Origin of the sequence: Corynebacterium sp. NML140438 (assembly GCF_001875725.1) — a bacterium.
GTDB lineage: Bacteria > Actinomycetota > Actinomycetes > Mycobacteriales > Mycobacteriaceae > Corynebacterium.
On sequence record NZ_MLCQ01000018.1, the window covers coordinates 70598 to 82440 of the forward strand.

The following is an 11843-nucleotide window of genomic DNA, read 5'->3' on the forward strand; positions in this document are numbered from 1 at the left end:
TGCACGTTATGAACGAAAATATGAACGAATTGCCTGCTAATGACGTTGAAGTGCGTCGACTCTGGGACGACATCGCTGGCCAAGTGCGCCACCACCGGGACCTGTATTACAACAGCCAACCCGTCATTAGCGATGCCGAGTTTGATGATCTTTTCCAGCGCTTGGTCAAGCTTGAAGAAGAGCACCCTGAGTTGGCAGTACCAGACTCACCAACCATGCAGGTTGGTGCTCCGACAGACGGCCCATTCGCTGATGTCGAGCACCTCGAGCGGATGATGAGCTTGGATAACGTGTTTTCGGAAGCCGAGTTGCGGGACTGGTTGGCAAAAACGCCGGGCCCGTACCTTACAGAGTTGAAGATTGACGGGTTGTCGATTGACCTCGTGTATGAAAACGGTGTGCTGGTCCGAGCAGCTACGCGCGGCGACGGACGCGTTGGCGAGGATATTACGGCGAATGCAAAGGTCATCGAGGACATACCGCACCAGCTAGAGGGAGAGGCCCCCGCGCTGGTGGAGGTTCGGGGCGAGGTTTTCATTCGACCCGAGGACTTCCCAGATTTGAACGCGGCGCGCATTGAAGAGGGCGGAAAACCGTTCGCAAATCCGCGTAACGCGGCAGCGGGAGGTCTGCGCCAAAAAGATCCTGAGGATGTGAAGAAGCGCAAGCTCCGCATGATTTGCCACGGCATCGGAGCACGAGAAGGGTTTGCCCCGGTGACCCAGCACGAAGCCTACGAACAAATTGCTGCGTGGGGGTTGCCAGTGTCCGAATACACGAAGTGTGCAGTGACCGCTGACGATGTGGTGGAGGCTGTCCGATATTGGGAGCAGCACCGCCACGACGCTATTCACGAGATGGATGGCCTCGTTGTGAAAGTCGATGAGGTGGAAGAACAGCGTCAGCTCGGGGCGACGTCGCGGGCGCCACGGTGGGCAATTGCCTACAAGTATCCGCCGGAAGAAGTCACGACGAAGCTGCTTGACATCGAGGTCTCCGTTGGACGAACAGGCCGCGTTACGCCGTACGCGGTGATGGAGCCCGTGTTCGTGTCAGGAACCACTGTTTCCATGGCGACGCTCCACAACCCAACTGAGGTTCGCCGCAAGGGTGTGCTGATTGGCGACACAGTCGTGGTACGAAAAGCCGGCGAGATTATCCCCGAGGTTCTGGGACCCGTCGCAGACCTTCGCACCGGGGAAGAGCACGAGTTCGTGTTTCCCGCGGAGTGCCCGAGCTGCGGGGCCACGTTGGCACCCGCGAAGGAGGGCGATGCTGACTGGCGTTGCCCGAATACTCGTTCATGCCCTGCACAGCTGGCGCAACGTCTGAAGTATCTTGCCGGCCGTGGAGCCTTTGATATCGAGGCGCTGGGTGAAAAAGGCGCGCAGGACATGATCGACACCGGCGTCATCCAGGACGAAGGCGATCTTTTTGACCTCACTGAAGAGGATCTGAAGAAGTCGCAGGTGTATACAACCAAGAAGGGTGCCGTGAATGCTTCGGGCAGGAAACTGCTAGAAAACCTTGCCACGGCGAAGCACGCCGATTTTTGGCGGGTCCTCGTCGCGCTTTCTATCCGGCACGTCGGCCCGACCGCAGCAAGAGCACTCGCCTCGCGTTACGGCAGCATGGAAGCACTTATCGACGCCCCACTGGACGATCTCGCGCAAACAGATGGAGTGGGCGATATCATTGCGGAATCATTTCAGGAGTGGTTCCGCGTTGACTGGCACCGCGACATCGTCGAAAAGTGGACTGCAGCGGGCGTGACGATGGAGATTGATTCCGACGACGTTGCTCCGCAAACCCTCGAAGGGATCACCGTGGTTGTCACGGGCACGCTGGAAGGATACTCACGAGACAGCGCGAAGGAGGCGATCGTCTCGCGTGGAGGAAGGGCCTCGGGGTCTGTGTCAAAGAAGACCAACTATGTGGTTGTAGGGGAAAATGCCGGGTCTAAAGAACAAAAGGCGCGCGACCTCGGCCTCAGGATATTAAGTGAGGACGAGTTCACACGCCTGCTTGAACAGGGGCCAGAAGGGGTGGAGAACTAGGACAAAATGGAGCCGATGATGGTTCCCAGGTCTCCGATTTGCGCCACCTCTGATGCGAGGAAGTCGGGTCCACCGATACGCCCGACGACGAGGATGTAGCCAGAGGTGCCGAGTGGAGTGATGGCAAGCGCAGTGTCGAGCTGCCACCACGATTCAGGCGTCCATGTGTCGTTGTCTTGGACCAGCACCCGCGCATGTTCGAGGGGAGGCATGACGGGGTGGGACTGGTCATCTTCGGGTGCAGCTTGGGATGCGCACAAACGCTGAAGCCCTGCTGGGGTGTATTGCAGCACGACTGCCCATGACGAGGTCATGGCTTGTGGGATCATGGCCGTGAGTTCGTCGAGTGCTTGTTTTGGCTTCTTTCCAAGCTCAGCAATCTTAGCCAGCATCCTGATGTGGCCGCTGCGGTCGACGCGTCCATCGAAGGGACGGATTGAGTCCACTTCGACGCCGTCGATGGCGGAAGCGGCGGTGATTAATGCGTCGACCATCGTTCCGGTTGGCAGGCTGACAACAATGTCGTCAGTGACGGTGCCACTCGGATCAGTTTCGACAATATCGACGGATTGAATATTTGCGTCGATGATGCCGAAGGCTTCTGCGAGTTCGCCAAGGCTGCCGGGTAGGTCGGGCAAGGTCACTCGTACGAGGTAAGACATATGCTCTGTTATAGCATCGGAAGCCGTCTCAATGCTGTCAATTGTATGAATATATGCATCTAATCGTAAAAAGTAGCGAAAACGTTGTGCTTCAGGGTGTGGTGTCGCCTAGTGCGATGTGGTTTCTGGGGATAACGTAGAATGAACACGTTTTAGTGGCTAACCTACGGTAAAGATTGGACTTCACATTGGCTGAGATTTCACGTGATGAGGTCTCCCGCATCGCACGCCTTGCGCGTATCGCGTTGCAGGAGGATGAGCTTGACCAGATTGCCCAGCAGCTCGACACCATCGTTGATGCTGTTTCGAAGGTGCAACAGGTCGACACTGATGGGGTAGAGCCGATGAGCCACCCCCATTCGATTGACGCTGGCATGAGGCCGGACGTCGAGAAGAAGACGTTGACGCAGGCACAGGCCCTTGACCAGGCCCCTGAGGTTGACGAAGAGCGCTTCGTAGTTCCACAGATTCTTGGAGAAAGTGAGTAGGCATGACTGAGTACACGCTCCCAACTGAAGGTATTGTGTCGCTTCCGGCTCACGTGCTTGCCCAGAAGATTCAGTCCGGTGAATTGACGTCGCGTGAGGTTACTCAGGCGTTCCTCGACCGTATTGCGGAGACCGACGAGAAGCTCGGGGCTTTCCTCCATGTTGGCGCTGAGGAGGCGCTTGCTGCAGCTGATGCTGTTGACGCCCAGGTAGCTGCGGGTGAGCCTCCAGCTTCGAAGCTCGCCGGCGTGCCGTTGGCATTGAAGGATTTGTTGGTCACTACCGACGCGCCGACTACCGCGGCATCGAAGATGCTGGAGGGGTACCGCAGCCCGTACGACGCCACTGTTGTGCGCAAGCTCCGCGAAGCTGGAATCCCTATTTTGGGCAAGACAAACCTCGACGAGTTTGCGATGGGGTCCTCTACAGAGAACTCTGCGTACCAGGTCACCCGCAACCCGCACGACCTTGAGCGCGTTCCGGGTGGCTCCGGTGGCGGTACGGCTGCGGCACTCGCGTCTGGCCAGGCTCCATTGGGTATTGGAACCGATACTGGCGGGTCCATCCGCCAGCCTGCGTCGTTGACGGGGACTGTTGGCGTGAAGCCCACGTACGGCGGGGTTTCTCGCTACGGTGTAATCGCCTGCGCATCTTCGCTGGATCAGGTTGGGCCGTGCGCGAATAACGTCCTCGACACGGCGTTGCTACATGAGATTATTGGTGGCCACGACGAATTCGATGCCACGAGTGTAGATACTCCGGTGCAGGAGCTTGCAGCCGCCGCCGAGCAGGGCGCTTCGGGGGATCTGTCTGGCGTGAAGATTGGTCGAGTGAAGCAGTTCGCGCGGCCGGGCACCCAGGCAGGGGTTACTGAGCGTATCGACGCCGCCTTCGCACAGCTTGAGCGCCAGGGTGCAGAAATCGTGGAGGTTGACTGCCCGAGCTTCGACGACGTCATGGGGGCCTACTACATCATTCAGATGTCGGAGGTCTCGTCGAACCTCGCGCGGTTCGACGGTATGCGCTACGGCCTTCGCACGGGTGACGACGGGAAGCACTCTGCAGAGGAGGTCATGGCTTCGTCGCGCGGTGATGGGTTCGGCCCAGAGGTGAAGCGTCGTATCATTCTCGGTACGTATGCCCTGTCTGTTGGCTACTACGACGCGTACTACCTGCAGGCGCAGCGTGTCCGTACGCTCATTGCGGAGGATTTTCGCCGAGCGTTCGAGAAAGTCGATGTCATCGCTGGCCCAGCGGTGCCTCAGACGGCGTTTAAGATCGGGGAGAAGGTCGACGACCCGTTGGCGATGTACAACTTCGACCTTTTCACCTTGCCGCTGAACTTGGCCGGTTTGCCAGGCATGAGTGTTCCTGCCGGGACCGCGAGCGACACCGGTCTGCCGGTTGGCTTGCAGCTCATTGCGCCTGCGTTCGAGGATGAGCGCCTGTACCGCGTCGGTGCGGCGTTTGAGGCTGGGCGTTAGGCGTTTAGCTCTCTTGGACCCCGTGGCCTTGTGCCGCGGGGTTTCGTCATTTTGATAACACCTTAGCGGCCTTATCGGGCAAACTATACCGAAATGAGAGCATCAATTTAGTCGCCGTGACCTGCGGTTATCGAAATTTTATCCCATGCGACTAAGCCCTTTTGCCTTCGAGGCGCTAGGGTTGTGTGTATGCGACTTGCCACTCTTACCTCCGGCGGCGACTGCCCAGGGCTGAACGCCGTCATTCGCGGAATCGTCCGAACCGCCAGCGCGGAATATGGCTCGACAGTAGTCGGGTACCTCGATGGCTGGGTCGGACTGATGGAAGACCGCAGGATTGACCTCTACGACGACGCCTTTATTGACTCGATTTTGCTGCGTGGCGGCACAATCTTGGGCACTGGTCGTCTGCACCCCGACAAGTTCAAGGCCGGGATTGACACCATTAAGGCCAACATGGCAGATGCCGGCGTCGACGCGTTGATCGCAATCGGCGGCGAAGGCACGCTCAAGGGCGCAAAGTGGTTGTCCGATAACGGTATCCCAGTTGTTGGTGTGCCGAAGACGATCGATAACGATGTTGCAGCGACGGACTACACGTTCGGCTTTGATACTGCTGTATCGGTCGCTACCGATGCGATTGACCGCCTGCACACGACTGCGGAATCGCACAACCGCATCCTGATCGTTGAAGTGATGGGGCGACATGTGGGCTGGATTGCACTCCACGCAGGCATGGCTGGTGGTGCACACTACACGGTCATTCCTGAAGACCCATTTGATATCGATGATATTTGCAAGGCGATGGAACGTCGCTTCCAGATGGGTGAAAAGTACGGCATCATCGTCGTCGCCGAAGGTGCAATTCCGAAGGAAGGCACGATGGACGCCGGCCTCGGCGAGGAAGATGAATTCGGCCACAAGACGTTCAACGGGATGGGCCAGATTATCGCCGATGAGATCAAGCGTCGCCTTGGGTATGACGTCCGCACCACGGTGCTCGGCCACATCCAGCGCGGTGGTACTCCGACGGCTTATGACCGTGTGCTTGCGACCCGCTATGGTGTGCACGCGGCACGCGCCGCGCACGAGGGAAACTTTGATTCCTGTGTCGCACTCCATGGTGAAGACATTGACTTGGTGCCGCTTGAGTCTGCAGTGGCGCGCTTGAAGACGGTGCCGGATCATCGTTACAAGACCGCGCGCAGCATGTTTGGGTAAAAATAATTTCTTTGGGTGAAGCGCCCGTGCCAGTGCAAAAGTTTTGTGGAAACTGGCGCGGGCGCTTCCTTAGTAGGTTTATAGTACTACCTATGAGTGTTTCGGTAGTTGAGAAAAAGGAACCGTCTAACGGGAATACGCAGGAGCGTGCCGCGTATTTCGCAACGCTTGGCTTTCCCGTATTAGTGCTGATCGGCTTTGCGTTTGGTGCTGCGGCTCCGGGCATTGTCGCCCCGATTTCCGGTTGGACCACGTGGCTCCTTGGTATCGTCATGTTCGGTATGGGCCTGACACTGCGCCCCGTTGACTTTCGCCTGGTGTTCTCCCGCCCGCTTCCGGTGTTGATTGGTGTAGTCGCGCAGTTCGTCATCATGCCTGCGATCGCGGTTGCTATCATCGCGGTGCTCGGTCTGCCGTCTGAGATCGCGGCTGGTGTGATTCTGGTTGGGTGTGCCCCGGGAGGTACCTCCTCGAACGTTGTCAGCTACCTTTCCCGCGGCGACGTCGCCCTGTCGGTCACGATGACCTCCGTCTCGACGCTGCTGGCACCAATCATGACTCCGCTGTTGACGCTCTGGCTTGCCGGGCAGCACATGCCGGTCAGTGCGGCAGCGATGGCCCTCTCGATCGTCAAGATGGTGATCGTGCCGATCGTGTTGGGGCTTGTTGTACGTCTCGTGCTTCCCCGGCTAGTCGATGCCATCTTGCCTGCTCTGCCGTGGGTGTCCGTCATCGCGATCTCGATGATCGTAGCGATAGTGGTGCAGGGATCGCGCGAGAAGCTCGCCGAGGCAGGCCTGTTGGTTTTGCTGTGCGTGGCGCTCCATAACATTTTGGGCTACTTGCTTGGCTACCTCACCGGAAAGGCGACGCGTCAGCCAGAGACGGCCGCGCGGACGATGGCTGTCGAAGTTGGCATGCAGAATTCTGGTCTGGCAGCTACTCTCGCGGCACAGTACATGAACCCAGTCGCTGCGTTGCCCGCGGCAGTGTTTTCTGTGTGGCATAACCTGTCCGGCGCGATGTTTGCGTTCATCTGCCGCTCGGCGGACCAGCGGAAACGTGCTAATGGCGCGCCAAGCGACACGGAAAACTAAGAGAGCACTACACTAGAGCACTATGACTGCGTACGACCTGATGGATTACGACGAAGTACTGGAAAAATTCGACCCCGTGATGGGGTTGGAGGTGCACGTCGAGTTAGCGACTGAGACCAAGATGTTCTCGACATCTTCAGCCCACTTCGGTGCGGCGCCCAACACCAACGTCGACCCGGTGTCGCTCGGGTTGCCTGGCGCGTTGCCCGTCGTGAATGCCAAGGGTGTTGAGTGGGCCATCAAGATTGGCCTTGCGCTGAACTGCAAGATTGCGGAAAGCTCCCGATTTGCTCGTAAGAACTACTTCTACCCGGATCAGCCGAAGAACTACCAGATCTCGCAGTACGACGAGCCGATTGCATACGACGGGTACCTTGATGTCCTGCTCGACGACGGCACTGAGTACCGCGTCGAAATCGAGCGCGCGCACATGGAAGAGGACACCGGCAAGCTGACGCACTTGGGGTCTGCTTCCGGTCGAATTACTGGCGCGACGGCCTCCTTGGTGGATTGCAACCGCGCTGGCGTCCCGCTCATCGAGATTGTGACGAAGCCGATTATCGGTGCGGGGGAGCGCGCTCCTGAGGTTGCTCGTGCATATGTTGGGGCGCTTCGTGAGCTTGTGAAGGCATTGGGGGTTTCTGATGCGCGTATGGACCAAGGCTCCATGCGTTGTGACGCCAACGTCTCACTCCGCCCGATCGGACAAGAGAAGTTCGGTACCCGCACGGAGACGAAGAATATTAACTCGCTGAAGTCTGTAGAGCAGGCTGTGCGCTTCGAGATGATGCGCCAAGCACAAGCTCTTGTGAATGGCGAAGAAATCGTGCAGGAGACCCGCCACTACCAGGAGAAGGACGGCTCGACTTCGAAGGGGCGTCCAAAAGAAGAAGCATCCGAGTACCGCTACTTCAACGATCCTGACCTGCCTCCGGTGATTGCGAAGCCCGAGTGGGTCGAAGAGATCCGTAAGACCCTCCCGGAGCTCCCGTGGGTGCGCCGAGCTCGTATCCAGGAGGAGTGGCAGCTGCCTGAAAAGGAGTTCCGCGACCTGGTGAATGCTGGCGCGTTGGATCTGGTTGTGGATACGGTCGAGGAAGGCACCACTCCTGACGAGGCACGTGCGTGGTGGGTGTCGTACATCCAGAGCAAGGCGAACGAGCTCGGCAAGGATCTCGACGCGGTTGGTGTTACTCCGAAGGATGTTGCCCGCGTGGTTGCACTGGTGAAGGAAGGCAAGCTGACCACCAAGCTGGGCCGCCAGGCCATCGACGGTGTGATCGCTGGTGAAGGCCATGTCGACGAAGTTGTCGCGGCACGCGGTCTCGAGGTTGTTCGTGATGACGGGGCCATCGAGAAGGCCGTCGATGACGCGTTGGCTGCGAACCCGGACATCGTCGAGAAGTACCGTGCCGGCAACAAGAAGGTCACCGGCGCGATCGTTGGGGCGGTCATGAAGGCGACCCAGGGCAAGGCCGACCCGGGGCAGGTGAACCAGCTGATCGCGAAGAAGTTGTCGTAAGCTTCAGCGCACGAAGCAGCCCCCGCACCGTGATTGAATCGGTGCGGGGGCTGCTTTGTGTGTTGGAACGAGCCGTGGTTACTTGTCCTTCGATGCCTCGTCGACATCCTTGTCGGTGACGGCGGGGAAGGTACCAGTCTCGTACATCTCTGAGTAGGCTTCCCAGTCGATTGGGTCGTCGTGGGAGTCGGCGTCGCCTGGTGCGCCTTCGTACTCTTCAGACTCTGGGTCGAGGGCTGGCGCGTCGTCGAGTGAAAATTCGTTTTCGGGGTCCGCATGTAGGTCGGCAGCGACCTCTTCCTGGACGGACTGCCAGAGGTGAGTGTCGCCGACGTGGGATTCGGTGACCAGGTCTTCGACCTCCTCGCGCTCCTTGGCGGTCAGTTCGCTCTCAGCAGGGTCAAGGGCGGTCTCTGCGAGCTCGGCAAGGCGTTCGCGACGCTTCGTCTCAGCCGCGATGCGCCCGCGGTCCTTGAACCACGAGATAATCATCACCGCGGAGAGCACCAGCCCAAGGTAACCGACAACAGGGTAGACCCAGCCGACGAGGGCAGAGAAACCGATGAACGACAGCGCGAAGCCGATTCCGACCACAACGAAGTAAATGAGGCGGAACTTTTCCTGGCGACCGTGGGCCAGGCGCCGTGCCATGGCGTAGAACATGCCCACTGCGGTGTTATAGATCATCAGGTAGATCAACAGCGAAACCACGAAGCCGACCGTGGGGTGCATGTTGTCGAACACCATCAGCAGCGGGAAGTCAGCGCCGAACACGCCTTCCATATTCATGAAGATGATGAAGTTGAGGATGACAAGCAGCGCAGCGAAGATGAATCCGCCCAGCAGACCGCCGATGCCTGCCTCGCGTGGGTTCAACTGCGAACCGGCAATGACGAGGATCATCGACACAGCCATGATGATGCAGAGTGTCGCGTAGTTGACTGCGGAGAGGAACCAGTTGTTGCCAACGCCCGTCGCTGGAGCGTTTTGCATGGACAGCTCGTTGATCTGGCTGATGTTATCCGGCATGTTGACCAGTGTGATCATCAGTGCAGCAATCACCGCAACGATCAGAAACGGTGTGATGATGGAGATAACGTTGGTGAGTTTGTCGACGTCGAGGAACCCCGACAGGATCAGCAGCACGGTCATAATAGCCGCGCCTACCCAGGTTGGAAGTCCGAACTGTTGGTCGAGGTTCGATCCGGCGCCAGCGACCATCACGAAACCGATTGCAAAGAGGGTGAACATCGTGGCGATGTCCATAAACTTTGAGACAATCGGTTTCGATACGTTGTTAAACACAGCGCTGTGATCATCTGCGAGGTAGAAAGAACCGAGCTGGAACAGCGTCGATCCGACGATCACGATGATGATACCTGCCAGGATCGAGCCGACCAGGCCCCAATACCCGTAGGCGAGGAAGTACTGAATCACTTCTTGGCCGGAGGCGAAGCCGGCTCCGACGAGCAGCCCCACGAATGCGAGCGCCACTCGGATAGATTTACGCATAAAAATGTGTCCCTAGTAAAAATGTAGAAGTCAATAAAAACTTGCGGTGGCTTCTTGTCGACCGCCACCGAACGGGGGTTGATGGTATCAAAGGCATTTGTGCAGCGCACACCGTAAAAGGGTCAGGGGGGTAGCGTTAATGTAGCTGGATGCGAAGTTTATCGACGTCCAGCCTTGACATGCGGGGAGGAGCGTCCTCAGGTAAACCGCCAGGTAATGCGGTGGATGTTGGCGGAATGGTCGGGCGACGGTGGCTGTGGAATGCGGGGAGAGGGATTGGATACCGATGAGCGTAAGGTGTGCTTAAAAGCGTTATAAAACTGTTACCTTTTCTTGGGGTCCGGACTTAATGGTCTGGGCCAGCTTTTGCCACGATTTTTTTCATGATGTGGTTGAGCTGGTCCGCTTCGTCGGGCGTGATGGAGTCAAATACGAGCTCGCGGAGCTTCTGGAGGTAACCAGGCGTGGACCGCACGATGAACTCAACCCCGTCCTCGGTCAGCGTCGCGATGTTGGTTCGACGGTCTGCAGAGTCCTGGCTGCGTGCCACGAGGCCGCGAGTTTCAAGACGTGCGACGATGTGTGAGAGGCGAGAAGCTGACATCTGCGTCGCTTTCGCAAGTTGGCTCATTGTGATCCTCTGGTCATCGGCTTGTGCGATCTCTACCAGGGCGAGGTAATCAGAAAGATTCATGCTTTCATTGGCTTTCAGTGCCTCGTCGAGGCGGGCGGGGATCCACGAGATCATCGCCCACATGGTGAGCCAAATTTCAGTGTCATGTTCATCAAGCCAGCTGAATCGATGCATGTGATGAGATGTTAGTGAATACAACAGTTTTCAACCTAATTGGCTGTGACGCATTCGCTTGCGGGGGTGTGTAGAGGGGGAACTGCATCTTTTCGCTCAAGAAGTTTGATGGCGCGCCGGTTCACAGCCTCGGAATTGGGCAGAATTGTTCTAGATTGCTAGGCATGACTGAGAAAAACTTGCGAGATGCTACGCCCGAGGATTTTGGTGGTCTCGATGGCGTTCCCGACTTTCAGGGATCGGCTGGAGATGACTCGACGAAAGGAATCTACTCGATGACGGGGAAGGCCGCCCCGACCGAGGTGTTTCCGAACGCTGACGCTCCAGGCAGCTTCGGCGCCGCTCCCGTGACAGAAACCGTCATCACAAGCAACGTGGTTGACCCAGCGCCCACTACCTACGCGGACGCGGATCTGGCAGCTGATTCCGCTCAAGAGGAGGAGGCTAAGGTCGTGCAGGCAAAGCGTGGCACGCTTGATTTTGGTCTGCTGCTCGTACGCTTGACGGTTGGGCTAATTCTCATTCTGCAGTCGATCGCAGTGTTCTTCCGTCTCGGTAACTCTGCTGGAATCGGCGGCTTGGAATCGGAGTTTGCTGCGCAGGGCTACGCGTTTACTGACGGCCTGGCAATTGTCCTGCCAACGCTCCAGCTCGCAGCAGGTGTGTTCCTGCTGTTGGGACTGTTGGCGCCGGTGGCGGCAATGGTGGGGATTGCCGTTACTGGCTTTGCAGTCATCCACAGCATCGTCGTGAGCGGCGTTGGTGTGAACGTGTTTGAGTGGGAGCCCGTAACTGTCTTGGCTGCGGTATTGTTCGGAGTGGTGATCGCGCTGCAGTTCACTGGCCCTGGCTTGTACGGTGTCGACGCAACCCGCTCGTGGGCACGCCGACCACTGGCAAGTTCCTGGGTCTTCGCGATCCTCGGATTGGCAGCGGCGGGCGCCCTGTGGTGGTTCGGCACCGGGGTGAACCCACTGGCCTAACCACCACTA

Annotated in this window: 10 protein-coding genes; 7 read left to right on the forward strand and 3 right to left on the reverse strand. The window is 58.1% G+C overall.

Annotation, left to right across the window (positions count from 1 at the left end; translation table 11 throughout):
• Positions 1-8: 8 nt before the first annotated feature.
• Positions 9-2057, forward strand: a complete 2049-nt coding sequence (ligA, locus tag BJP08_RS05545) for an NAD-dependent DNA ligase LigA (protein ID WP_369816401.1) — start codon at positions 9-11, stop codon at positions 2055-2057.
• On the opposite strand, the gene BJP08_RS05550 is transcribed toward ligA, so the two are convergent.
• Positions 2054-2719 (reverse strand): amino acid-binding ACT domain protein, encoded by a 666-nt coding sequence (locus BJP08_RS05550; RefSeq protein ID WP_071568675.1) that lies wholly within the window; start codon positions 2717-2719, stop codon positions 2054-2056. The two genes, ligA and BJP08_RS05550, sit on opposite strands and share 4 nt — an antisense overlap.
• 188 nt (positions 2720-2907) lie before the next feature.
• Between BJP08_RS05550 and gatC the strand changes: the two genes are divergently transcribed.
• The 5 genes from gatC (at position 2908) to gatB (ending at position 8531) form a co-directional block, all read left to right on the forward strand.
• On the forward strand, positions 2908-3207 hold the full coding sequence (gene gatC, locus BJP08_RS05555; protein WP_070362590.1) for an Asp-tRNA(Asn)/Glu-tRNA(Gln) amidotransferase subunit GatC: 300 nt from the start codon (positions 2908-2910) through the stop codon (positions 3205-3207).
• Positions 3208-3209: 2 nt separating this feature from the next.
• The gene (gene gatA / locus BJP08_RS05560; protein WP_071568676.1) at positions 3210-4691 is read left to right on the forward strand and encodes an Asp-tRNA(Asn)/Glu-tRNA(Gln) amidotransferase subunit GatA; all 1482 of its coding nucleotides are present in this window, start codon (positions 3210-3212) and stop codon (positions 4689-4691) included.
• Positions 4692-4880: 189 nt separating this feature from the next.
• On the forward strand, positions 4881-5912 hold the full coding sequence (locus BJP08_RS05565; RefSeq protein WP_071568677.1) for a 6-phosphofructokinase: 1032 nt from the start codon (positions 4881-4883) through the stop codon (positions 5910-5912).
• 92 nt (positions 5913-6004) lie between these two features.
• Entirely contained in the window at positions 6005-7009 is a 1005-nt protein-coding gene (locus tag BJP08_RS05570; protein WP_071568678.1) for a bile acid:sodium symporter family protein, read from the forward strand.
• A 22-nt stretch (positions 7010-7031) separates the two neighbouring features.
• Positions 7032-8531 (forward strand): Asp-tRNA(Asn)/Glu-tRNA(Gln) amidotransferase subunit GatB, encoded by a 1500-nt coding sequence (gene gatB / locus BJP08_RS05575; protein WP_071568679.1) that lies wholly within the window; start codon positions 7032-7034, stop codon positions 8529-8531.
• 78 nt (positions 8532-8609) lie between these two features.
• On the opposite strand, the gene BJP08_RS05580 is transcribed toward gatB, so the two are convergent.
• Both BJP08_RS05580 and BJP08_RS05585 read right to left on the reverse strand, forming a co-directional pair.
• Positions 8610-10043 (reverse strand): hypothetical protein, encoded by a 1434-nt coding sequence (locus BJP08_RS05580; RefSeq protein WP_071568680.1) that lies wholly within the window; start codon positions 10041-10043, stop codon positions 8610-8612.
• Positions 10044-10389: 346 nt separating this feature from the next.
• Positions 10390-10851 carry a MarR family winged helix-turn-helix transcriptional regulator gene (locus BJP08_RS05585; protein ID WP_071568681.1) on the reverse strand — a complete coding sequence of 154 codons (462 nt, stop codon included), beginning with the start codon at positions 10849-10851 and terminating at the stop codon, positions 10390-10392.
• A gap of 164 nt (positions 10852-11015) precedes the next feature.
• On the opposite strand from BJP08_RS05585, the gene BJP08_RS05590 reads away from it, so the two are divergent.
• The gene (locus BJP08_RS05590) at positions 11016-11834 is read left to right on the forward strand and encodes a DoxX family protein (RefSeq protein WP_071568682.1); all 819 of its coding nucleotides are present in this window, start codon (positions 11016-11018) and stop codon (positions 11832-11834) included.
• Positions 11835-11843 lie beyond the last annotated feature (9 nt).